The sequence below is a fragment of the Streptomyces sp. NPDC054841 genome (assembly GCF_053611045.1).
In genome coordinates, this window is record NZ_JBSGZO010000097.1 from 1 (window position 1) to 22,691 (window position 22,691).

A 22,691-nucleotide genomic window follows, 5' to 3' on the forward strand; every position below is an offset into this window, starting at 1 on the left:
GGCTCTCGGCCTACCCGGCGGGGCTCCTCGACTCCCCGCCGGAGCGCACGACCGCGGCCCTCACGGCCGCACCCGGCGGACCGGCGCTCGCCGGCGGACCGGCACCGGCCGCGCCGCCGTCGGTGCTGCCGCGCGGGGCCGACCGCTGGACCCAGGCCCTGACCGAACTCGTCGAACAGCGCGACCTCACGGTGCCGTTCGGCGCGCTCGCCCTGGCCATCGCCCTGGGCCTCGGCGCGCTCCACGCCCTCGCCCCGGGCCACGGCAAGACGCTGATGGCCGCGGCTGCGGCGGCCGGCGGCCGCAGTTCCCTTCGGGAGGTGCTGACGCTCGGCGCCTCCGTGACCGTGACCCATACCCTCGGTGTCTTCGCCCTCGGCGCCCTCATCGCGGCGGGCTCGTCCGTGGCGCCGTCGGTCGTCGGCTGGCTGGGCGTGGCGAGCGGGATGCTCGTCACGGTGGCGGGTGCGCTGCTGGTGCGCCGGGCGTGGCACAACCGGGCGCACCAGCACGGGCACACCCATGTCCACTGGCTGGGCGGCGGGCACGCTCACCATCACCATCACGACCACGACCACGGCCACGAGCGCGCCGACGACCACGCACCAGGGCACGAGCACCGCCACGACCACGAGCCTGCGCACGAGCACGGGCCCGAGCACGCACACGAGCACGGGCGCGAGCGCGGGAAGCCGCAGCCGCTGCGGCGGAGTGTGCTGCTCGGGTTCGCGGGGGGCCTGGTACCCAGCCCGTCCGCCGTGGTCGTGCTGGTCGGGGCCGCCGCGCTCGGGCATGCCTGGTTCGGGTTCCTGCTCGTCGTCGCCTACGGAGCCGGTCTCGCCCTCACCCTCACCGTGGCCGGGTTCGCCGTCGTACGGATCGGGGCGCGAGTGGCCGCGCGGCTGGCTCGGCGGCGGACCACGGGGCGGCTGGCCGGCTTCGTCCAGCGGTCGGCTCCGCTGAGCACGGCCGTCGCCGTATTCGTACTGGGATGTGGATTGGTGCTGAGGGGGGCCGCAGGAGCCATGAGTTGAGCTAGCTTGGAGGGGTTTCCACCGTGATGGTCGCTCTGCTGCGGATGGGGGGCTCGTCATGAGCGAAGTGCCGGGCGACGATCGGGACGACGAGATGCTGGTCGCGGGGCGGTACCGGCTGCTCGGCCGGCTGGGCGAGGGCGGCATGGGCGTCGTGTGGCGGGCCCGCGACGAGCTGCTGGGGCGGGAGGTCGCGGTCAAGGAGGTGCGGGCGCCGGCCGCGCTCGACACCAGCGACGTGCGGCGGCTCTACGCACGCCTGGAGCGCGAGGGCTGGGCCGCCGCCCGGATCTCGCACCGCAATGTGGTCACGGTCTACGACGTGGCGACCCATGACGGCCGCCCGTGGATCGTGATGGAGCTGATCCGCGGTCTGTCGCTCTCCGAGGTCCTGGATGCCGAGGGGTCCATGACCCCGCAGCGTGCCGCGCACATCGGCGCCGAGGTCCTCGCCGCGCTGCGCGGCGCGCACGAGGCGGGGGTGCTGCACCGGGACGTGAAACCGGGGAACGTGCTGCTCGCGAACGACGGCCGCGTCGTCCTGACGGACTTCGGGATCGCGAGGGTCCAGGGGACGTCGAACCTGACCATGACCGGCGAACTGGTCGGCTCGCCCGAGTTCCTCGCCCCGGAGCGGGCGCTCGGCCGCACACCGGGACCGGAGTCGGACCTCTGGTCGCTCGGCGTGCTGCTGTACGCGGCGGTCGAGGGGCATTCGCCGTTCCGCCAGAACACACCGCTCAGCACGCTGCGCGCGGTCGTCGACGAGGAGTTGCCACCGCCGCGCAGGGCGGGGGCGCTGGAGCCGGTCATCGCGGGGCTGCTGCGGAAGGATCCGGCGGAGCGGCTGCCGGCCGAGGAGGCCGAGCGCCGGCTGCGGGTCCTGGGAGCCGGCGGTACGCCACGTACCGCTCCCCCGCCCTCCTCCGGCCCGCAAGCCGTGACGGTCACCTCGGCCACACCCACCGCACCCACCCCGCCCACCGCACCGGCCACGCCGGTCGGGTCCTTCGGGCCACCCACACCCACGCCGTCCTCCACCACGTCACCGGGCAATCCGCGCCGTGCCGCGGTCGTACTGACCGCCGGGATCGCCGTGCTGCTCCTGTCGATCGGCGGCCTCACCTACGCCCTGGTGAACGGCGGCCTCCCGGACGACGGCGGCAAGGGCAGCGGCGGCAGCGGCAACAGCGCCGGCGGCGGCACGAACGGTGGCTCCACGAGCGCCGGTGCCACGGCCGGTCCGGGTGCGACCGGGGACGGCTCGTCCGCCGATACTCCGGGGCCCGCGGACAGCACGACGCCGGGCGGCCACAGTTCCGCGACGACAGCGCCCCCGCGGCAGAGTGTCAGGGTGTACGTCGAGGCGGTGCACGGCAGCTACAGCGGGACCTGCCCGGCACCCGAGGCCGAGGCGCCCGCCTTCAGGGCGACGGTCACGGTGGGCCGTATCCCCGTCTCCGTCGGATACCGCTGGGTGACCGAGAGCGGCAAGGGTTCCGACGCGGGCTGGAAGACGCTCGACTTCCCCTCCGGGGAGGGGAAGTCGCGGCACGTCAATCACATCGAGCCGACGTACGCGCAGGGCTCGACGCACCACGACCGGATCCGGGTGGAGGTCCGGAGTCCGGTTGTGGCGCGGTCCAACTGGGTGGCGTTCTCGGTGACGTGCGAGCCGGAGTCGCCGACGGGCGACCCGGGCGGATCCACGGACGGATCGACGGACGGATCGACGGAGGGCTCCACTCAGGGTGCCACTGGCGGCGCCACCTACGGGGCCTCCGGCGGACCTTCCTATCCTGCGGTTTCGGTTACGCCACCGCCCTGAACGGTGGCAGATAGCCGCCCGACTGTCCGGACGCGGTGGGGTGGTACGACTCGCTGATGTTCAGCCAGTTGAGGCTGTGCAGCCACGCGGAGCCGGAGCAGATCTCGTGCCCGGTGAAGGCCGGTGCGACATCGGCGTAGGTGAATCCGTGGTCGGCGACACGCTTGGCGATGGCGGCGTTGAGATGGTCGGCGCCACCATTGATCGCGGCGCGCTCGTTCTCGGTGAGCCCCGCGAGGCAGCTGCCGCCGAGCTTGTAGAAGCGGGGGTAGCCGAGGACGACGACACGCGCGGCCGGCGCCTTGGTGCTGATCGCGCTGTACACCGAGTCGAGCCGTCCGGGCAGTGTGGTGTCGACGTAGCGCTTCGCCTCCTCGACACGGGCGATGCAGTTGGCCTCGGACTGCAGCACACAGGTGGTCATGACGTCGGCGAAGCCGGCGTCATTGCCGCCGATGGTGAGGGAGACCAGGTCGGTCGCGGAGTTGAGCGGAGCGAGCTGACTGCTCGTCACATCGTTCGTTCTGGCGCCCGAGCAGGCGGTGAAGGCGAAGGACGAGGGCGAGTTGGCCGCGGCCCAGAGTGCGGGATAGGCGCGATTGGTGCGCTTGCAGTTGCCGCTGCCGCTGATGTAGGAGCCGGCGCCGAGGCCCGAGGAGTACGAGTCGCCGAGAGCCACGTAGTCGACCGCCGCGGCCTGCGTGGCCTGCGCCGGACCGGCTCCGCTGAGGGAGAGGACGACGCCGAGGAGGAGTGAGGATGAGATTGCCGCGATTCGGGACAGTTTCATGGAACCTCCCATTAGCAGGATCTCTGCTCAACTGTCGTAGCATGTCCCATAGTTCACCGGAAGTGTTCATGCCAAGAACAATCGGCGAGCGGTCGCCCGCCGAGCACGGACGGACCGCTTCCTGACACCCCGGACGCACTGCTCCGCAAGCTCTCCTCCGGAAGCACTTCTTGACGGCCCGTCGGGTACTGCGCAGCATGACAAGCCTCAGCATCCAGGCAATCCGCCATCCTGAGGGGCAAACACGCCCATGCAGACGATCTTCACCAAACCGGCCGTACTCCGGACGGACGTCCTTCCGGCGCTGGCGGGCGGAGCACTTGCCGCGTCAGCAGTGGGCGCGACGCTGGCGCTCGCCGGACTCGAGTCGCCCCTGCGCGCGCCGTTCGCGCTCTTCTACCTCGCCGTCGCACCGGCCGCCGGACTCGCCGCGGCGCTCCGCCCCATGGCACCGGCGGCCCGCATCCCCCTGTCCGCGGCCGGCGCGGTCCTGATCGACCTGCTCGTCGCCCAGTCGATGCGGGCGCTGGATCTGTGGTCGGTGGAGAGCGGAGTCACCACTGTCGCAGCGATCACTTTCTTGCTCTTTGTCATCGGAATACGGAACAGGCTCGCGCATTTCCGTCTCTGGAGGAAAAAGATGTAAAAAGGTGAGCCCTTGTTCCAGGTCTTGCCATACAGTCCTAATCATCAATACCGTCGTACATCCACCCGCAACGGTCCATCGTGCAAGGCGACTCCAGGGGAGGAGTCGAGCGTCGCGATGACTCCGGGGCGGGGCGCGGTAGGGGGGTGCCGTGCTCGGTCATGCACTTGTGCCGAGTCGCGTGCCGCGCGGCCAGCAGTACCAGCTCACCCAACCTGCACGGAGATCGATGCCGTCCTGGCCATGGTGAGAACCCCCCTTTCGAACCGGACATTCATCCGGACCGCCCGGGGGTGGGCGGTCCACCGGACGAGAGGGAAACCGACTCATGAGCTCGTTCCTGCGCCCGGCGGTCCCGGGTCAAGATCCGCTGACCACGGCCAGCACAGCCACCGCGGCCACCGCGGCCACCGCGACGGCGACCGCCACGACAACGCTCGGCCGAATACCGGCCCAGTACCGTCCGATCTCCTCTCATCTCGCGATCGCGCCGCCGGTCAGCGTCGTGATCCCGGCCATGAACGAGGCGGAGAACCTTCCGTACGTGTTCAAGACACTGCCGGAATGGATCCATGAAGTCGTCCTCGTCGACGGCAATTCCACGGACAACACCGTGAATGTGGCCAGGGAGCTGTGGCCCGACGTCAAGGTCGTCAAACAGGCGGGAAGAGGCAAGGGCGACGCGCTCATCAGCGGATTCGCCGCCTGCACCGGCGACATCATCGTCATGGTCGACGCGGACGGCTCCGCCGACGGCCAGGAGATCGTCAGCTATGTCTCCGCCCTGGTCGGCGGCGCCGACTTCGCCAAGGGCTCACGCTTCGCCAACGGCGGCGGCACCGACGACATGACACCCATCCGCAAGCTCGGCAACCGCGTCCTGTGCGGAATCGTCAACGCCAAGTTCGGCGCCCGCTACACCGACCTCTGCTACGGGTACAACGCCTTCTGGCGTCACTGCCTCGACAGAATCACCCTGGACTGCACCGGCTTCGAGATCGAGACCCTGATGAACATCCGGGTCGTCAAGGCCGGACTGCGGGTCCAGGAAGTGCCCAGCCACGAGTACCTGCGCATCCACGGCGTCAGCAACCTCAGCGCCGTACGGGACGGGCTGCGGGTCCTCAAGGTGATCCTGCAGGAGAAGGGTGTCCGCCGCACCTCGCGCCGTGCGCCCGCCATCACCCTCAAGGCCCCGCGGGGAGAGGTCTCTTGAGTCACGTGAGCAACGCGATTCACCGGCGTTTCTCCGTGGTGATCTGCGTCTACACCGAGGACCGGTGGGAGGACATCCTCGCGGCGGTCGACTCGGTACGGATGCAGTCGCTGCCGGCCCTGGAGACGCTCCTCGTCGTCGACCACAACGCGGCGCTGCTGGAGCGGCTCGGCAACGAGTTCAAGGGCTGCGGGACCGCCATGACACAGGGAGAGGTGCGGGTGCTCGCCAACGCGGGCCCCCGCGGCCTCTCCGCCGGGCGCAACACCGGAATCGCCGCGGCCCGCGGCGACATCGTCGCCTTCCTCGACGACGACGCCGTGGCCGAGCGCGACTGGCTGCGCTGGTTCGACGAAAGCTACGACGATCCGCGGGTCATGGCCGTCGGCGGGCGGACCGTGCCGGCCTGGGCATCGGGCCGCAGACCGGCATGGTTCCCCGAGGAGTTCGACTGGGTCGTCGGCTGTACCTACCGGGGGCTGCCGCACGGACGCGTCCGGGTGCGCAACGTCCTCGGTGGCAACGCGTCCTTCCGGCGTGCCGCCTTCGACGCCACGGGCGGCTTCGCCACCGGCATCGGACGCGACGGCGACAAACGGCCGCTGGGCTGCGAGGAGACCGAGCTGTGCATCCGGCTCAGCCGTGCTCTCCCGCACGCGGTGCTGCTGATCGACGACCGCGCCGTCATCCACCACAAGGTCCCCGCCGGGCGCGAGAGGTTCGGCTACTTCCGTACCCGTACCTACGCCGAAGGCCTGTCCAAGGCGCTGGTCTCGCACAGCGTCGGCAGCGGCAAGGGCCTGGAGACCGAGCGGCGGTACACCACCCGGGTGCTCCCGGCGGGCGTCGCGCGCGGGCTGCGCGACGCACTGCTGGGGCGCCGGGGCGGCGCGGGCCGGGCCGGCGCGATCGTCGCCGGTGTCGCCACCGCGGCGACGGGGTACGCGCTGGCGAGCGTGCGCACCCGCGGCGGAGTGGCGTTCTCACACGGCCCGATCACCGCGTACGCGCCCAGGGGCACGGCGGGCCCTGGCACGGGAGGTGAGTCGTCATCGTGAACCGGGCCGCGACCCGGGCCGCGGACCAGGCAGTCCCGATCCTCATGTACCACGCGGTCGGGCACCGGCCCGCGCCGGCGACGCTCGGGCTGTCCGTATCGCCGGACGCATTCGCCGAGCAGATGGCGCTGCTCGGCGAGCGCGGATTCACCCCGATCACGACGGCCCGGCTCGGACAGGCGTGGCGGCACGGGGAACCGCTGCCGCCGCGGCCCGTACTGATCACCTTTGACGACGGCTACGAGGGCGTGCACCGGCATGCCCTCCCCGTGCTCGCCGAGCACGGCTTCGCCGCCACCCTCTTCGTGTCGACCGGATGGCTGCGCGGTGCGCACGAGGAGGGCGGCGCCCTCGACACCATGCTCGACTGGGACCAGGTACGGGAGCTGGCCGCCGCGGGCACGGAGACCGGCGGCCACACCCACACCCATCCGCAGCTCGACCAGCTCGACGACGTCCGGCTGCGCTTCGAGACCCTGCGCTGCAAGGAGATCATCGCCGAGGAACTGGGAGCGGCTCCGGTCTCGTTCGCCTACCCGTACGGCTACTCCAGCCGGCGCGTCAGGCAGATGGTGCGGGCGGTCGGCTTCGCCCAGTCGCTGGCCGTGGGCAATGCGCCCGCCCGCCGGCGCCAGGGACCGTATGCGCTGGAGCGGGTGACCGTGCGGCGCTCCACCGGCATCGAGGAGTTCGAGCGGCTCGTCGAAGGCCGGGCCGTCGCACGCAACTTCGCCCGGGACCGGGCGCTGACGAAGGGCTACGCCGTCGTGCGGGCAGCCCGAAGGACGGTGCGACTGCTCCACACATGAGTGCGAAACCGGTACGTAGCGCCACACGTCAAAACATCGTGCGCGGAGGACCGCAGTGCCGGATCATGGCGCCATGACTGCCAACCCTGAGGACGCTCTGCCGATCCGGCTCAACGTCGACGACAGCGATTCGCCGTCGGACGTCGTCGACGCGCTGTTCCTCGGCCGCTTCGCGACGGGCGAGCAGCCGTATTCGCACAGTTCGACGATCGACCGCGTCAAGCCCGGCGCCACACTGCTGCCGCCGGGCGCCCGGGTGCTGCGCGCCGCGCGCGACGACGACCGCAGCGCCACCCTCGCCGACGGCGACGGCTGGACCCTGTTGATCTCCCGCTGGAGCCGCGGTGCCGACGTCACCGTCACCGCGGTCAGCTCAGAGCTCGCCGAGAAGATCCACCAGCAGGCCACGGACGGTGCCCAGGACGAACCGGAGCCGCAGCCCGAGAATGTGACGATGGGCTTCTGGTACGTGTCCCCGCGCCGTGGCCCGCACCGCACCACCCGCCAGATCAGCGCGGGCACCTGGGCCGAGATCAGGCCCAACTACACGGCGCCGGTGGCCGATGCGATGGACCGGCTGATGAAGGTGACGCCCGACGACATCGCGGGACGGCTGCTGCTTTTGCACGGTCCGCCGGGTACGGGCAAGACATCGGCCCTGCGGACGCTGGCCCGCTCCTGGCGGGACTGGTGCCAGGTCGACTGTGTGCTCGACCCGGAGCGGCTGTTCAACGACGTCGGCTATCTGATGGACATCGCGATCGGCGAGGACGAGGGCACGGCGAAGAGCCGCTGGCGGCTGCTGCTCCTGGAGGACTGCGACGAGCTGATCCGCGGCGAGGCCCGGCACACGGCGGGCCAGGCGCTGTCCCGCCTGCTGAACCTGACGGACGGGCTGCTGGGCCAGGGCCGCAACGTACTGGTCGGCGTCACCACCAACGAGGACCTTGAGCGGCTCCACCCCGCGGTGGTCCGCCCGGGCCGCTGTCTGGCGCGCATCGAGGTCGGCTCGCTGACCCGCAACGAGGCGGTGTCCTGGCTCGGCACCGAGGAAGGCGTGGGCCGCGAGGGCGCGACGCTCGCCGAGCTGTACGCGCTGCGACGCGGGACGACCCCGGCGTCGGTCCCGTCGCAGCACGACGGGGCGGACGCGGGACTGTATCTGTAAAGCGGGGTGCGGGCAGCCGTTCCGCAGTGGGGTTTCCCAGGACTTCGTCCGGGGAGAGGAACGACTGCCCACCACGAGGTCAGGCCTCGTACGCCGCCCGTAGCGCGTCCTCGACCGCCGACGCCGCGTCCGCACGGGACAGCCCGAGACGGTGGGCCTGCTCGGCGTACGCCTGGGCCGCCGCCGCGGCCTGGCGATCCGCCGCTTCGCCCGCGGCGGCGACGAAGGTGCCGTTGCGGCCGCGGGTCTCGATCACCCCGTCGCTCTCCAGGGCGCGGTACGCCTTGGCGACGGTGTTCGCCGCGAGCCCGAGCTCCTCCGCGAGGCCCCGGACGGTCGGCAGTTTGTAGCCGACGGGCAGCCTGCCCGAGCGGGCCTGTGCCGAGATCTGGGAACGGAGCTGCTCGTAGGGCGCGGAGGCGGAGTCCGTGTCGATGACGATTTTCAAGGTCACAGAGCGATTGTCGCGTACTTCGGCCCCGCCGCCGGAAAATGGGAGGCATGCGCGCAGGGCTCGCGCGTAGCGTGCGGATCCATGACTGTGATCGTCCGGGATTTCCGCCCCGAGGACGCCGAGGGATTCGCCGTGGTCCGGCGCGCAGCCCTCCCGTTCATGCTGACCAGCGCCGCATCCGTGAGCTTCGACGTGACGCACGCGCACCCCCGCTCGCGATACCGGCCGTTGGTCGCCGAGGAGAGCGGCGAGATCATCGGCACGGCGCAGGTGGGGCTCGCGTACGACAGTCCGGAGCCGGGAGTCGGCTACGCGAACGTCTACGTCCATCCGGAGCGGCGCGGGCGGGGCGCGGGGTCGATGATCGTGCGTGCCGCGGAGGGGCACCTCACGGCGGCGGGCGCGACGAGCGTCTACTCCTGGGTGCTGGACGAGCCGGCGAACCGTGCCTTCGCCGAGCGCTGCGGCTACCGGGCGAGCCGCTCGGCGCACTTCCTCCGCCTCGATCTGGCGGGTGGGGACCTCCCGCCACTGCGGACGCCACCCGCCGGTGTGCGGATCCTCTCCGGCGCCGATTTCGCGTCCGACCCGCGACCGCTGTTCGAGCTGGACGCGGAGACGATGGCCGACGAACCGAGCGATGTCGGCGTCGAGTTCACGGACTACGGGCACTGGCTGACCGAGACCTGGGGCCATCCGCTGGTCAGCCGCGAGCTGACCTCCGTCGCCGTGGTGGACGGCCGCCCGGTGGCGTTCAGCCTGGCCCGTACGGACGGCTCGACCCGCTACGGCACGGTGATGACGGGCACGGCCCGCGCCTTCCGCGGCCGTGGGCTGGCCAAGCTCGCCAAGAACGACTCGCTGCACCGCGCCCGCGCCGCCGGGTTCACGCAGGCCTTCACCGGCAACGACGCCGGCAACGGCCCGATGCTGGCCATCAACAAGTGGTTCGGCTACGAGATCTGCGCGACGGAGGTACGGCATGTCCGCACGCTGGGTTGACGTCGTCCTGGTCAAGGCCGGCCGCACGAAGATCCTCCCCCACAGCCCTTCGGGCGTGGGAGGTACCCCCACCCCGGCGGAGGTCGTCTGCGACGACGGAACCCGCGTCACCGTCCGCGCGCCCTGGGCCGGTGCGGGCGTACGGGACTTCGGGTTCGTCCGCTTCGAGCCCGGTGACATCTTCACGGAGCACTACTGGCGGGACCGGTGGTACGCCGTGAAGGAGGTGCGCGGGCCCGACGGCACGCTGAAGGGCTGGTACTGCGACATCACCCGGCCGGCCGCCGTCTCCGGTGACGAGCTGGTCGTCGAGGATCTGGACCTGGATCTGTGGGTGTCGGCCGACGGTACGCAGATCCTCCGGCTGGACGAGGACGAGTTCGCCGAGAGCGGCCTCGCGGACGCCGATCCACGGGCCGCCGAGGAGGCCGAGCGCGCCCTGGACACGCTCGAACTCCTCGCCCGCAAGGGCCGGTTCGTCACGCTGCTCGACCGGCAGCCGTAACCGGGAGCGGCACCGCCCGCTGCGGCAGGCCGGGGTCGTACGCGATCGGGTCGTCGTCCTCGTGCCAGTGGACGACGAACCGCTCCCCCGTGCGGTACGCCTCGAACCCGGCCCGGCAGTAGGCGACCATGTCGTCCGGGAGCGCGCTGAGCGGATGCCATCCGAGCTCGGAGCACTTGTGGGGCTCCCGGTTGTACGGCTCGCCGCCCGTGCCGTATTCCGCTTCGAAGAACCAGCCCGTCCGGGGCGGATCTCCCGGCCCGCGGTGCTGCATCACCAGCGCGACGCGCAGATCGTCCGGCCCCAGCTCGATCCCGATCTCCTCGAACGCCTCGCGCGCCATCGCCTCGCGCACGTCCTCACCGTCCTCGACGTGCCCGGACGGACCGTTCCACAACCCGTCCCCGTATCCGGTGCCCGCCCGGCGGGCCAGCAGGACCTCGCCGCCCCTGCGCAGGACGAGGTGGACGTCCACGACCTCGCTGTGCCGTCGGGACGGTGCCATGTACGCCACCAGTGCGTACCGCTCGTCGTCCACCGCGCGGCCCCACAAGGCCGGGTCCTGCGAGAGCCGTTCGAGCCGGACGTGGTCGGTGAGCGGCGCGAGGGCCGTGGTCAGCCGCTGTGCCGGCAGCCCGGTCTCGCCCCACACCCCCTCGACCAGCACCAGCCGCCCTCCCGGCCGCAGCAGCGCAGCCCACCGGCCGAGCGCCGCCTCGGGGTCGGGCAGCGCCCACAGGACATGGCGGACCAGGACGACGTCGAACCGCCTCTCCCCCACCGGGGGCCGGTCCGCCGGGCCGACGAGCACCTCGGCGCTCGTACCCGCGAGCTTGCGGCGCGCGGCCGCGGCCATGCGCGGCGCGAGATCCACGGCGGTCACCCGGTGGCCGTGCTCGGCGGCGAGGAGGGCGAGGCTGCCCGTACCGCACCCCAGATCGAGCACGTCCGACGGCTCGCCGGGCAGCCAGTCCGTCATCCGCGCGGCCCACGCCGCGCGGACAGCAGGATCCAGCAGCCCGTGATCGGGCTCGTTGTCGAAGGTGTCCGCGGCAGCGTCCCAGTCGATCGTCGTCATGCGTCCGATCCTCGCAGCCACCACTGACATTGAGACTGGGACACGGCACTGCTCAACGGGCCGCTCAGCGCAGGGGCTTGCGGTAGTGGATGCGGTCGTAGGGGCCTTCGACGCGCCGCTCGACGACCTGGTAGCCGTACCGCGCGTACATCTTCTGGTTCTCCCACATCTTCGCGTTGGTGAGCAGCCGGACCTCGGGCAGGCCGAGCTCCCGTGCGTGCGATTCCACGAAGGCCAGCAGGCGCCGGCCCAGGCCCGTGCCCTGGGCGTCGGGGTGAACGGCGATCGAGTCCAGGTAGAGGTGATCGGGGCCGGGGATCAGCACCAGGACGCCCATCACCGGGTCGCCCGTGACGTACACCCTCCCCGCCGCCACGTTGGCCGCGTGGTCCGCCTCCATCGGGGCCGGCACGAGACCGATCCGTTCGATGTAGTGGTGATAGGCCGCGTCGGTCACGGCCTTCACGCGCGGTATGTCGGCAGCGGCGGCGGGGAGGATGTCGTCGGTCATGCCGTCACATTACGACGGCGAGTGATCAGCTTCTTGAGCAAGGGCCACGCCAGCAGCACCACGATCACGGCCCACACCGTCACCGAGAACGGGGTGTTGACCAGGCCGGTCACGCTGCCGTCGCTGATCTGGAGCGCGCGGCGCAGCTGCTGCTCGGCGGCCGGGCCGAGGATGACCCCGATGACCGCGGGGAGCACCGGGAGGCCGTACCGTCGCATGCCGAAGCCGATCAGGCCGATGATCAGCAGGATCACCAGGTCCAGCGTCTCGCCGCCCACCGCGTACGCGCCGACCGCCGCGAAGAACAGGATCCCCGCGTAGAGGTACGGCCGCGGGATCCGCAGCAGCTTCGCCCACAGCGGTGCGAGCGGCAGGTTGAGCGCGAGCAGCAGCACCATGCCGACGAAGAGCGAGGCGATCAGGCCCCAGACCAGGTCGGGTTCGCGTTCGAAGAGCAGCGGTCCGGGCTGGATGCCGTACTGCTGGAAGGCGGCGAGCATCACGGCCGCGACGGCGGTCGTCGGCAGGCCCAGGGTGAGCATCGAGACGAGCGTGCCCGCGGCGGAGGCGGACGCCGCCGACTCCGGTCCCGCCACACCTTCGATCGCGCCCTTGCCGAACTCCTCCTTGTGCTTGGAGAGTCGCTTCTCGGTGACGTACGAGAGGAACGTGGGGATCTCCGCGCCGCCGGCCGGGATCGCGCCGAACGGGAAGCCGATCACGGGTCCGCGCAGCCATGACTTCCAGGTTCTGCGGACGTCGGACCTGCCGAGCCACGGCCGGCCGACGGGAATCGCCTCCCCGGCCGTGCGCCGCAGATGCGCGGCGACCCACAGCGCTTCGCCGATCGCGAAGAGTCCGACGGCGACGATGACGACGTCGATGCCGTCGGCGAGCTGGAGCGAGCCGAAGGTGAGCCGCTGCTGCCCGGTCATCTGGTCCAGCCCGACCAGGCCGAGGGTGAGACCGATGAGCAGCGAGGCAAGCCCGCGGATCCTCGACGAGCCGAGCACGGAGGTGACGGCGATGAACGCCAGCACCATGATGGCGAAGTAGTCGGGTGCGCCGATGTCGACGGCGAGTTCGGCGACGGTCGGGGCGAGGGCCACCAGCAGGGTCGTGCCGATCATGCCGCCGGCGAAGTGACCGACGGCGGCCGCCGCGAGCGCCTGTGCGCCGCGGCCCGCCTTGGCCATCGGGTTGCCTTCCATGGCCGCGACGACGGCCGCGCTCTCACCGGGTGTGTTGAGCAGGATGGATGTCGTGGAGCCGCCGAACATCGCGCCGTAGTAGATGCCGGCGAACATGATGAAGGCGCCGGTCGGTTCGAGTCCGTACGTGACCGGCAGCAGCAGCGCCACCGCCATCGCGGGTCCGATGCCGGGCAGGACGCCGATCGCCGTGCCGAGCAGGACGCCGAGCGCGGCCCAGAGGAGATTGACCGGCGTCAGCGCCGTCCCGAAGCCGTCGAGGAGGGAGTTGAGCGAATCCATCGGCTAGAGCACCCCCATCAGCGGGCCACCGGGCAGCGGAACCCCGAGCAGGTTGTTGAAGACGAAGAAGGTGACGAGGGAGAGAACGGCCGCGATCAGCGGGTCGCGGTGGAGGTGGCGGCTGCCGAGCGCGTAGGCCGAGCCCCAGAAGAGCAGCGCCCCGGAGACGGGGAAGCCGAGCGTGTCGATGAGGACGGCGGCCGCGAGGAAGACCCCGGCGAGCAGCAGCACCGTACGCCAGTCGCTCGGCTCGGACAGGTCGATGTCCTCGCCGCTCTCGGATTCTCCGCGGCCGCCGCGCAGTACGTCGACGGCGAGGAGTACGGCGACGAGGAGCAGGCCGGTGCCGACGACGACGGGGACGGTCCTGGGCCCGATCGGACCGCGCTGTGCGATGTCGACGTCCATCGTGAGCGCGTCCGTCAGCACGAGCACCCCGATGAGGAACAGCAGCAGGCTGACGCCGAGTTCCGAGTGTTCCCGCACCCAGGAGCGGCGTGACGCCGTCGTGGCGCCGGTCGTGGTTTCCGTCGTGGTCTCCGTGCTGCTCACAGTCCCAGCTCCTTCAGCACCGAGTCGACGCGGGTGTCCTGCTCGTCGAGGAAGTCGCCGAACTCGTCCCCGGGCAGGAAGGCGTCGTCCCAGCCGTTCTTCTTCATCGAGTCCTGCCACTGCTCGGAGTCGTGCAGCTTCCGGACGAGGCCGATGAGCTTGTCGCGTTCGGCGTCGGAGAGCCCGGGCGGCGCGACGATGCCGCGCCAGTTGGTGAAGTCGGTGTCGAGTCCGGCCTCACGGAGGGTGGGGGCGTCCAGTCCGGGCACCCGCTTCGGGCCGGTCACGGCCAGCAGCCGCAGCTCTCCGGACTTGATCTGGTCGAGGTACTCGCCGACGCCCGAGACACCGAAGGCGACCTTGTTGCCGAGGATCGAGGCGAGCAGTTCGCCGCCGCCGTCGAAGGGGATGTAGTTGACGGACTTGGGTGCGATGCCCGCGGCCTGCGCCATCAGCATCGGCGCGAGATGGTCGGGCCCGCCGGGCGAGGAGCCGCCGCCGACGGGCAGCTTGCCCGGGTTCTTCTTCCAGGCGTCGATGAGGTCCTGGAGGCTCTTGTACGGGGAGTCCTTGGCGACCACCACGATGTCCTGCTCCTCGGTGAGCCGGGCGATCGGGGTGGTGTCGGCGAGAGTCTTCGGCGACTTGTTGGTGTGGACGGCGCCGACGACCCCGAGGCCCATGGACATGGCGAGCTTGCCGTTGCCGTGCTCGCCGACGAGCCGCGTCAGGCCGACGGTGCCGCCGGCCCCCGGCAGGTTGAACACCTCGATGTTGTGGGTGAGCTCGGCGTCCTCGGCGTTCCTGGCCGCCGTACGGGCGGTGATGTCGTAGCCGCCGCCGGGCGAATTGGGGACCATGAAGCGCAGGCCGGGAATCTGGGTGCCGGTGTCGGCGCCACTGCCGGTGGTGAGCAGCGGCGGGCCCACGAGCACCAGCAGCGCCGCCCCGAGCAGGGCGAGTGGAGTGCGCAATCGCACGCGTGCCGCCTTTCGAGCAGAGCAGGGACCTTGTGAAGTGGCCCACATGTTGCCTGCGCGTCAAGAAGCTGTCTCTCTTCCGGAATCAACGGACGTTGTGGTCCTTGCGGTCGCCGCCTAGCGTGTCGGCGTGACGCTGTGCTTTCCCGGGGGACCACCCCCGGACCCCCGGTCGAAGAGCAGAAACCCAGGGCTGATCGGGCCGGCTTCGCGAGGTGACTCCCGGTGAACGTGCTGGTGGTGGACGACGACTTCATGGTCGCGAAGCTGCACAGCCGCTATGTGTCCGTCATGCCCGGTTTTACGGTCGTCGGGGTGGCGCACAGTGGCGCCCAAGCGCTGCGCGCGGCCGACCGGCTCCGCCCTGATCTCGTGCTGCTGGACATCTATCTGCCCGACATGGACGGCATCGGTGTGCTGCGCGAGCTGCGCGCGGCGGAGGGGCGCGACAAGGACCGGCAGCCCGCCGACGTCCTGTTCATCACGGCCGCCCGGGACGCCGGAACGGTCCGCTCCGCACTGCGCGCCGGCGCCCTCCACTATCTGATCAAGCCCTTCAGCCAGGCGGCACTCCACGAACAGATGCGGCATGTGGCGTCCCTGCGGACCCGGATCGACGCACTGGACGAGGCCCGCCAGGAGGACGTCGACCAGATCTTCGGCACTCGCCCACCCGGCTCCCGCGAGCTCCCCAAGGGCCTCGCCGCCCACACCGCCGACCTGGTCGACCGCATCCTCCGCGCCCATCCGGAGGGCGTCTCGGCCTCGGAATGCGCAGAGGCGGGCTCCCTGTCCCGGGTGAGCGCCCGCCGTTACCTCGAGTACTTCGCGGAGACGGGGCGCGCGGAGGTGACGCTCAAGTACGGGGGGACGGGGCGTCCGGAGCGGCGGTACCGGCGGCTCGGGTGAGGTCTCGGCGGGCGGCCCGAGGAGCGGCCAACGTTTCCGGGCCGGCCTCGATACGGGCCTACGCCACCACGAAACCCGCGGCCCCAGCCGCGGCAGCAGCTCCGGCTCAGACTCAGAACGACCAGCGCGCCCTCCGGACGCTCAATGACTCGTCGGATCGGCATACCCGTCCATGGCCAGGTTGCGCAACCGCCCGTACCGGCCGCTGAGTACCTTGCCGAAGGCAGGCACGTCCATGCCGTCGTCTGCCATCAGGCACATATGCCCCGTACTGTGACCGGCCTGGCCGCACACCAGGTCCCGCTGGTCCAGGGCCACCAGAGAGTGAACGGCCGTGAGCAACTCCTGTTCGTCCATGACCAGGCAGTCAAGCACGGGCCAATGACACTGCCCCCGGGCTGACCGACGTGATCGAACCTTGGCCGGACGAGGGCCGATATCCGCGGCTCGACCACAGAGCGATCTTCAGAAAGCGAAGGCCTCTTGAATCCTGGCAGCTCAGCGAACAGATAATCGGTTGCCTGTCGGCGATGGTGGTGGATGCAATGTCCGGCATGGTCACCCAGGTGCGCCCGCCACGGCGAGATGAGATGAACGCGTACTACCGGGCCATGCCACTCTGCGATCCGGGCAAACGGCAACCGGATCGTCACACGGGAGACGCCAGCGCATGAATACGCCACCATCGCCGACTGGAGCGGAGCGGACTGACGGATCATCCGTCCGGATCGGCGCCCTCGTTCCGCTGACTCGGCCGGGCTGGGTCGAGGCGGGCCAACACTTGCTCGCCGGCCTCGAACTGGCCGTTCACGAAGTCAATGACGCCGGCGGGATCGCCGGAAGACCACTCGAGCTGGTGGTCCGGGACACCGCGGCTGATCCACAGAGGGCCGCGGCGGCCGTGGACGAACTGGCTCGCCTGGGCGTGGCTGCCCTGGCGGGGGAGTATCACAGCGTCGTCGCCCGCGCCGCTGCCGCCAGGGCCGACGCCCTCGGCCTGCCGTTCCTCTGCTCGTCAGCGGTTCTCGACGCGCTCACCGAACAGCCGACGGACTGGGTCGCGCGCCTCTCCCCGCCGCAGTCCCGCGGCTGGCAGGTCTACGCAGACTTCCTCCTCGGCGCGGGCCACAGCCGAATCGCCGTAGCAGCCCAGCCGAGCGTCTACTGGGCATCCGGGACCCGCATTCTGCGGGACCACCTCGCTCCACGCGGCGGCACCGTCATCGAACTCGACATGAGCGCGCTCACCCCCACGGCCGTGTGCGACGAACTCGTCGACCATCGCGCGACAGCCCTCCTTCTTCTGGTCGGCCACCCGGAGCCGGCAGTGCCGATCGTCAAGGCTGTCCGCCGCGACCAGCGCCTCGCCGAGATCATGATCGGCGCTCCGGCCGGACAGCCGGAGTTCGCCGAATGGGCGACGTTGCTGGGCGACGACAGCGCCGCGATCCCGTTCTTGCGCTACCTGCCCGAGCGCCTCAGCCCACTCGGCGCACGGGTAGAGGCGGCCCTTCGCGAGCGGCTGGCCGAAGCGCCCTCCTTCGTCGCCTTCGAGGGCTACGACACGGTCGCCGTCCTCGCCGATGTGCTGCGTTCTCACGGCGCGGACCGGGCGCGCACTGCCGAATCCTGGCCGCGCGTCGCAGTCGAAGGCACCCGCGGGCAGATCCAGTTCTCCCGCACGCCGGGCATCAGCGTCTGGCAATGGGCTCGGACGCCGATCCAAGTCGTTGACCGGGATCCGGCGGAACCCGATCGCTTTCGGGTCCTTCACGCCGGCTGAGAGAGCACAGAGGTCCAACTGCCCGGATCTGTCGGGACTTGAGGCTGTCTACCTGTCTACCTGTTGATACGGGCTCTCGGCTTCGCGGCGGGGCCCCGACCGCATTCTCAGGCTATCGCGGGGGCAGCCAGCGCTGGCCCGGGGCAGCCCGGAGAAGGCCGGCAGTCGGACCGGCATCAAGATCAGTCTCAGCGCCAACCACGGTTCCATTGATCCCCGAACGCCGTGTTCGTGGTCCTCTCGCCTCGGTCCCGGGCAGCGCCGCCCGGCCTGTACTGAGCACAACGAACAGCCCAACACCTCGGGTGCGCCGGACTCGTCAGCGGGAATGCCATGAGCGTGCCACGGATAATCGCCGGCTGCCCAGCATTCTTAGGCATGGAAGCGGATACGCCGGCGGCCAGTTAGGAGCGCCTCCCAGCCGGCCGCCTCTCGACACCCAGCCGTATCGGCATGGCGGCACGGAAAGGGCAGCTCCATCCGCCGCCAGCTGAGCCATGAGCAGGCAGACCGTTACTCGTCGGCCCGAGCGGTACCGGGACTATCGGTTCGGGCTCGGCTGATGTGCCCGGTGTGCGTCGCGCAGCAGATCGGGGGCGAATTGGCGGTGCTTCTTGGCCAGCGGTGGCCAGATGCGCGAGGCCACCGGGCGGTCGTAGCGGACGAACGTGGCGAGCGAGACCTGTTCGTCATCGGCCTGGACGACGAGGTGCCCGGTCAGGAACCAGGAACGGGCCTCGAGCCTGATCCAGTCGTCGCCTCGGTCGGCGATCCGCCATCCGGCTACCCGGTCAGGTGACGCCGTGAGCCGCAGGCCGAGCAGTACCCGCCAGATGAACTGCCCCGCGCGGCCCGCCCCGTCCTCGAACAAGACCCTCGCCCACTGCTCGGGTGATCTACCCGGCAGCCCGCCAGCCATGGTGAAGAGATCGACGTAGCCGGGATCGGTCATGGTGCTGAGGGCGCGGATCCGCTCCGGGACCGGCTGCTGTTGACGGACAGCCGGGACGGAAGCCGTGCCCACTCTCGAGTCACGCACTGGTTCGACGTTCATACGGCCTTCCTTTGTGGTCGGACTGCTCAGCGGCAGGACGATGCTAACCTACATACATGTACGTATGTAAGAGGATGGGGTGGTGATGATGACCGGGAAGCCGGAGGGGGTTCGCCGGACGCAGGCAGGCCGGCGGGCCCAGACCAGGGCCGCTCTGCTGGAGGCCGCTGCGCGGGGGCTGTCCATGTACGGGTACGCCAATCTGGTCCTGGACCGCGTGGCCGGCGAGGCTGGTTATACGCGCGGCGCCCTGTATCACCTGTTCGCCAACAAAGAAGAACTTGCGCTCGCGGTGGTGAAGTGGGTCGAGGAGACCTGGGAAGCCGAGGTGGGCCGTCTCGTCGCCGCGGAATCCGACCCTGTCGAGGCGCTGTTGGCGCTGGCGCGGGGGCATGCCGTCTACTGCCGCCGTGACGTGGCCAACGTGATGATGACTTTGAGGGTCGAGTTCGCGGGCCAGGACCATCCGGTCGGCCGGGCGATCACGGACATCGTCGACCGGCTCGAAGCCGACTGCGCCGGCCTGGTCGCCGCCGGGCGCAGCAGCGGGGCCATTCCGCCGGGGCCACCGCCCGCCGAGACGGCATCGGCCTATCTCGGCGTCGTCGAAGCGGTCGGGATCCAGCTCGCCGGCCACGCTCCCTACGACGTCGAACTCGCCGAAAGAGCCGTCCGAGGCCTGCTCAACCTGCCACCTGTCCCGGAGGCCCACGAATGAAACTGCCCAACACCGCGCACACGTCGCGTCCCTGGCGGATCCACGAGATCACCCCCGACTTCGAGGTCGAGGACGTCTGGGTGCTACCGACACCAGGCGGTCCCGACGCGTTCCCCCGGCTGGTGTCGATCATGGTCTCGGACGCGGAGTCGGACAGCTTTCCTCAGGGCGCCCCCTTCCTGGTCCGTTGCCTCTGGGCGGCCCGGCAGAAGATCGGAGCACTGTTGGGATTGGACGGCAAGGACGCCGGTGTGGACTCCCGGGTGCCTTCGCTCCGGGACCGGTTGCCGAGTGATCTGCGTACGGCATCACGGGGCCCGGACTTCAACGACGTGCCCTTCACCTCGCTGTATCTGCTCCAGGACGAGTGGGCGTCCGAGATGGCCAACCGGACCGTACACACCGTCATGCACATGAGCTGGGTTCCGGACGACTCCGGCGGCTACCGTGGCCAGATGGCGGTCCTGGTCAAGCCGAACGGACGACTCGGTGCCGCCTACATGACCGCCATCAAGCCGTTCCGGTCCCTGATCGTGGTTCCGGCGCTCATGCGAAGCATCGAACGCGGATGGAGGGCCGGCGCGGACGACGCCGCCAAGGCTTAGAGGTCGTCTCACGAGGCGGGTTGTCCGTCAGGACGACCCGCCACTCGGAACGCAAGTCGCACCTGGGGCGCGGCGGTGCTGCCTGGCCGACGGCAAGTGGGGCGCGAGTCGGGCCCCATGCGTGTGCGGACCCTCCAGGGCCCTGTTGAAGCCGTACACGTTCCTGTGCAACAACAAGCGTGAGCCGGGTGTCGCTGCTCCGAGCCGGCCGTTGCCCGTGGGCAGGCGCCTCCGGATGGAACCCGCGTCGTCCGCGGACCACAATTCGTCTCCCGACGGACACACCAACGCCAACCACTGGGGAGCCAAAGGGGGAGCCAAACGCGGCGGCACGGGATGGCTCCCCATGGACGACCACGGACGACAGCACGCCGAAACGCGTGGTCACGCGTGCGCTCTCCGCACCGTTCCTGAGCCCCCTCTTACCCCACCCTTAAAGCGAGCATAAGGATCACCATCACCCCGCCCCAACAGGCGATTTCGCGGTTTCGAGGGACTAGCTTGCTGATCGCCGGGGCGGGGTTCGAGCGTCGGTGCCGCTGGTGGTTTCGGGGGGCTGTGCCGCCGCAGCGGACCCCGCGCCCCGGATCCCCCCTCCCCCCATACGCCGCCGTTGAAGGAGATCGTCACCATGACCGCTCGTCGTAGGGCCGCCGCCGTCGCCGTGCTCGGGGTCGCGCCGCTCGCGTTGACCGGGCTGGCCGCATCCCCGGCCGCCGCGCACGGGTCGATGACGGATCCGGTCAGCCGGGTGTCCGCCTGTTACGCCGAGGGGCCGGAGAGCCCGAAGTCGGCCGCGTGCAAGGCGGCGGTCGCGGCCAGTGGGCCTCAGGCGTTCTACGACTGGAACGAAGTCAACATCGCCAATGCGGCAGGCAACCACAAGCAACTGATCCCGGACGGCAAGCTGTGCAGTGCGGGCCGGGACAAGTACAAGGGACTGGATCTGCCGCGTGCGGACTGGCCGTCGTCGAAGCTCGCCGCCGGGAACCACACGTTCCGTTACAAGGGCACAGCCCCGCACAAGGGTTCCTTCGAGCTGTACATCACGAAGGACGGGTACGACCCGTCGAAGCCGCTGAAGTGGTCGGACCTGGAGGCGCAGCCGTTCGCGAAGGTCACCGACCCGAAGCTGGTGAACGGGGAGTACGTCTTCGACGGCACCGTGCCGGGACGGTCCGGGCGGCACCTGATCTATTCGATCTGGCAGCGGTCCGACTCCCCCGAGGCGTTCTACACCTGCTCGGACGTGGTCTTCGGCCAGGGCAACGGTGGTTCCGCGCCCGGTGGCGCGCCGGCGCCGACCGCGTCCGCGCCCTCCGAGGAGCAGATAGAGGACGGCACGGACAAGTCCACGGTCGACCACGGCGGTCACGGCGGGGACGACCACTCCGAGAAGCCGTCGACGGCTCCGGAGACCACGGCCGCCCCGCAGGCGGAGACCACGGAGGCCGGGGCCGCGGACACCCTCAACGCCCCCGCTCCCAACGGTGCCGTCGAGAGCCTCGCCGAGACCGGCGGCGACAGCAACACCCCGTACCTCGCCGTGGGCGGCGCCGCCGTCCTCGCGCTCGGTGCCGCGGTCATGTTCGCCACGGCCCGCCGCAAGGCCACCCCGGCCGGCGGTCGTCACAGCCGCTGACGCGGGCGGCACGGTGGTCATGCGTTCATGCCCGGCTCACTTCACTGCGTGCCGGGCATGAGTTCCACGCGAATGCCGTCTCCCTCGTTGATGATGTACGTCGTGCCCGTCTTCCGGTTCCAGCCCACCGGCAGCAGGTAGTACTTCCCCCCGCGCTCGATCAGTCGCCGCAGCCCGGTGTAGCGGTATCGCAAGTGGGCCTCCTTGCCGAGGTCTTCGACGCGGATGCCGGGGCCGGCCAGGCTGAGGCGATCCGTGCTGAGGACGACGACGGCCGTGCGGTGGATGACGTTCCGGCCGTTTTGGCGGGCGTCGGCCACTCCGATCTGGTTGGCCGCGAGGCTGACCGCCCACAGGACGAGCGCACCGCTCACGGCCATCGCCACCACCCTGCGCACCGGACCGGTGCCCTGACCGGCCTCCTGTTCCTGGTGCGCCGCGCGTCGGTGCACCAGGATGACGCTCACGGCCAGCGCGAGCGCGGCCGCCCAGGCGAATCGCTGGAGCCGCCCTCCGAGGACGAACACCAGGATTCCCGCGGGCAGCAGGACCACGTAGGAGTGCGTCACCGCGAGGATCGCGTGGCGCAGGAGCGCGGCGGGTCCCGGAGGCAGTCGCAGCCGCGCCGGGGAGGGCGGACGAAGAAGGATCAGTGTGGTCAGGGTGACGACGACGACCACGGGTTCGCTCACCAGATTCAGTGCCTGGATGGCCAGTTCGGAGAATCCGATGCCCAGGTTGAACGCGTCGACCCGGAAGTAGTCGTAGTACGCGGTGAGATAGACCGCGCCGAGATAGAACATGACCGCGGCCAGGAGCGATGCCTCCGCCGCCAGGGTCCCGAGCATCCCGGGAG

The 22,691-nt window shown here is 70.5% G+C and carries 24 protein-coding genes; 14 read left to right on the top strand and 10 right to left on the bottom strand.

What is annotated here, in order from left to right:
• On the top strand, nt 1–1,034 hold a 1,034-nt coding region (locus ACWGI8_RS15830), incomplete at its 5' end, for a HoxN/HupN/NixA family nickel/cobalt transporter (protein ID WP_453661297.1).
• Nucleotides 1,035–1,092: 58 nt separating this feature from the next.
• Complete coding sequence (locus ACWGI8_RS15835) at nt 1,093–2,862, top strand: serine/threonine-protein kinase (protein ID WP_453661299.1); 1,770 nt, start codon at nt 1,093–1,095, stop codon at nt 2,860–2,862.
• Here the strand turns inward: ACWGI8_RS15835 and ACWGI8_RS15840 are convergent.
• Nucleotides 2,846–3,652 carry an SGNH/GDSL hydrolase family protein gene (locus ACWGI8_RS15840; protein ID WP_453661300.1) on the bottom strand — a complete coding sequence of 269 codons (807 nt, stop codon included), beginning with the start codon at nt 3,650–3,652 and terminating at the stop codon, nt 2,846–2,848. The two genes, ACWGI8_RS15835 and ACWGI8_RS15840, sit on opposite strands and share 17 nt — an antisense overlap.
• A 250-nt stretch (nt 3,653–3,902) precedes the next feature.
• On the opposite strand from ACWGI8_RS15840, the gene ACWGI8_RS15845 reads away from it, so the two are divergent.
• The 5 genes from ACWGI8_RS15845 (at nt 3,903) to ACWGI8_RS15865 (ending at nt 8,549) form a co-directional block, all read left to right on the top strand.
• Nucleotides 3,903–4,298, top strand: coding sequence for a hypothetical protein (locus tag ACWGI8_RS15845; RefSeq protein WP_453661301.1), 396 nt, complete (start codon nt 3,903–3,905; stop codon nt 4,296–4,298).
• A 328-nt stretch (nt 4,299–4,626) separates the two neighbouring features.
• Nucleotides 4,627–5,514, top strand: a complete 888-nt coding sequence (locus tag ACWGI8_RS15850) for a glycosyltransferase family 2 protein (protein ID WP_453661302.1) — start codon at nt 4,627–4,629, stop codon at nt 5,512–5,514.
• Nucleotides 5,515–5,519: 5 nt separating this feature from the next.
• Nucleotides 5,520–6,572, top strand: a complete 1,053-nt coding sequence (locus ACWGI8_RS15855) for a glycosyltransferase family 2 protein (protein WP_453661304.1) — start codon at nt 5,520–5,522, stop codon at nt 6,570–6,572.
• 44 nt (nt 6,573–6,616) lie between these two features.
• Nucleotides 6,617–7,381, top strand: a complete 765-nt coding sequence (locus ACWGI8_RS15860) for a polysaccharide deacetylase family protein (protein WP_453661331.1) — start codon at nt 6,617–6,619, stop codon at nt 7,379–7,381.
• 73 nt (nt 7,382–7,454) lie between these two features.
• The gene (locus tag ACWGI8_RS15865; RefSeq protein WP_453661305.1) at nt 7,455–8,549 is read left to right on the top strand and encodes a DUF5925 domain-containing protein; all 1,095 of its coding nucleotides are present in this window, start codon (nt 7,455–7,457) and stop codon (nt 8,547–8,549) included.
• Nucleotides 8,550–8,628: 79 nt separating this feature from the next.
• Here the strand turns inward: ACWGI8_RS15865 and ACWGI8_RS15870 are convergent, their stop codons facing one another.
• A complete protein-coding gene (locus ACWGI8_RS15870) occupies nt 8,629–9,003 on the bottom strand; it encodes a GntR family transcriptional regulator (protein ID WP_453661307.1) in 375 nt (124 codons plus the stop codon).
• Nucleotides 9,004–9,084: 81 nt separating this feature from the next.
• On the opposite strand from ACWGI8_RS15870, the gene ACWGI8_RS15875 reads away from it, so the two are divergent.
• Both ACWGI8_RS15875 and ACWGI8_RS15880 read left to right on the top strand, forming a co-directional pair.
• Nucleotides 9,085–10,005, top strand: coding sequence for an N-acetyltransferase family protein (locus tag ACWGI8_RS15875; protein ID WP_453661309.1), 921 nt, complete (start codon nt 9,085–9,087; stop codon nt 10,003–10,005).
• Nucleotides 9,986–10,510: a DUF402 domain-containing protein gene (locus tag ACWGI8_RS15880; RefSeq protein WP_453661310.1), complete on the top strand. Its 525-nt coding sequence runs from the start codon at nt 9,986–9,988 to the stop codon at nt 10,508–10,510. Before ACWGI8_RS15875 ends, ACWGI8_RS15880 begins: the two co-directional genes overlap by 20 nt.
• On the opposite strand, the gene ACWGI8_RS15885 is transcribed toward ACWGI8_RS15880, so the two are convergent.
• From ACWGI8_RS15885 to ACWGI8_RS15905, 5 genes are all read right to left on the bottom strand, one after another.
• A complete protein-coding gene (locus ACWGI8_RS15885; RefSeq protein ID WP_453661311.1) occupies nt 10,485–11,588 on the bottom strand; it encodes a methyltransferase domain-containing protein in 1,104 nt (367 codons plus the stop codon). The genes ACWGI8_RS15880 and ACWGI8_RS15885 overlap by 26 nt on opposite strands.
• A gap of 64 nt (nt 11,589–11,652) precedes the next feature.
• Nucleotides 11,653–12,099 carry a GNAT family N-acetyltransferase gene (locus ACWGI8_RS15890; RefSeq protein WP_453661313.1) on the bottom strand — a complete coding sequence of 149 codons (447 nt, stop codon included), beginning with the start codon at nt 12,097–12,099 and terminating at the stop codon, nt 11,653–11,655.
• Nucleotides 12,096–13,592 (bottom strand): tripartite tricarboxylate transporter permease, encoded by a 1,497-nt coding sequence (locus tag ACWGI8_RS15895; protein ID WP_453661315.1) that lies wholly within the window; start codon nt 13,590–13,592, stop codon nt 12,096–12,098. Before ACWGI8_RS15895 ends, ACWGI8_RS15890 begins: the two co-directional genes overlap by 4 nt.
• Before the next feature lie 3 nt (nt 13,593–13,595).
• Nucleotides 13,596–14,144 carry a tripartite tricarboxylate transporter TctB family protein gene (locus ACWGI8_RS15900; protein WP_453661316.1) on the bottom strand — a complete coding sequence of 183 codons (549 nt, stop codon included), beginning with the start codon at nt 14,142–14,144 and terminating at the stop codon, nt 13,596–13,598.
• Nucleotides 14,141–15,124, bottom strand: a complete 984-nt coding sequence (locus ACWGI8_RS15905) for a Bug family tripartite tricarboxylate transporter substrate binding protein (protein ID WP_453661318.1) — start codon at nt 15,122–15,124, stop codon at nt 14,141–14,143. The genes ACWGI8_RS15900 and ACWGI8_RS15905 overlap by 4 nt, the downstream gene beginning before the upstream one ends.
• Nucleotides 15,125–15,355: 231 nt before the next feature.
• Between ACWGI8_RS15905 and ACWGI8_RS15910 the strand changes: the two genes are divergently transcribed.
• On the top strand, nt 15,356–16,033 hold the full coding sequence (locus tag ACWGI8_RS15910) for a response regulator (protein WP_453661332.1): 678 nt from the start codon (nt 15,356–15,358) through the stop codon (nt 16,031–16,033).
• A 141-nt stretch (nt 16,034–16,174) separates the two neighbouring features.
• On the opposite strand, the gene ACWGI8_RS15915 is transcribed toward ACWGI8_RS15910, so the two are convergent.
• Complete coding sequence (locus ACWGI8_RS15915; protein WP_453661320.1) at nt 16,175–16,408, bottom strand: hypothetical protein; 234 nt, start codon at nt 16,406–16,408, stop codon at nt 16,175–16,177.
• Nucleotides 16,409–16,703: 295 nt separating this feature from the next.
• Here ACWGI8_RS15915 and ACWGI8_RS15920 point away from each other — a divergent pair, with 295 nt between their 5' ends.
• On the top strand, nt 16,704–17,816 hold the full coding sequence (locus tag ACWGI8_RS15920; protein WP_453661322.1) for an ABC transporter substrate-binding protein: 1,113 nt from the start codon (nt 16,704–16,706) through the stop codon (nt 17,814–17,816).
• A gap of 541 nt (nt 17,817–18,357) precedes the next feature.
• On the opposite strand, the gene ACWGI8_RS15925 is transcribed toward ACWGI8_RS15920, so the two are convergent.
• Nucleotides 18,358–18,870: a hypothetical protein gene (locus tag ACWGI8_RS15925; protein ID WP_453661324.1), complete on the bottom strand. Its 513-nt coding sequence runs from the start codon at nt 18,868–18,870 to the stop codon at nt 18,358–18,360.
• An 85-nt stretch (nt 18,871–18,955) separates the two neighbouring features.
• Between ACWGI8_RS15925 and ACWGI8_RS15930 the strand changes: the two genes are divergently transcribed.
• The 3 genes from ACWGI8_RS15930 to ACWGI8_RS15940 all read left to right on the top strand — a co-directional run bounded on the left by ACWGI8_RS15930 (nt 18,956) and on the right by ACWGI8_RS15940 (nt 21,835).
• Complete coding sequence (locus tag ACWGI8_RS15930) at nt 18,956–19,588, top strand: TetR/AcrR family transcriptional regulator (protein WP_453661325.1); 633 nt, start codon at nt 18,956–18,958, stop codon at nt 19,586–19,588.
• Nucleotides 19,585–20,193 carry a DUF2867 domain-containing protein gene (locus ACWGI8_RS15935; protein WP_453661326.1) on the top strand — a complete coding sequence of 203 codons (609 nt, stop codon included), beginning with the start codon at nt 19,585–19,587 and terminating at the stop codon, nt 20,191–20,193. The genes ACWGI8_RS15930 and ACWGI8_RS15935 overlap by 4 nt, the downstream gene beginning before the upstream one ends.
• Before the next feature lie 631 nt (nt 20,194–20,824).
• Nucleotides 20,825–21,835, top strand: a complete 1,011-nt coding sequence (locus ACWGI8_RS15940; RefSeq protein WP_453661327.1) for a lytic polysaccharide monooxygenase auxiliary activity family 9 protein — start codon at nt 20,825–20,827, stop codon at nt 21,833–21,835.
• Nucleotides 21,836–21,876: 41 nt separating this feature from the next.
• On the opposite strand, the gene ACWGI8_RS15945 is transcribed toward ACWGI8_RS15940, so the two are convergent.
• The coding region (locus ACWGI8_RS15945) for a hypothetical protein (RefSeq protein WP_453661329.1) at nt 21,877–22,691 on the bottom strand (815 nt) is incomplete at its 5' end.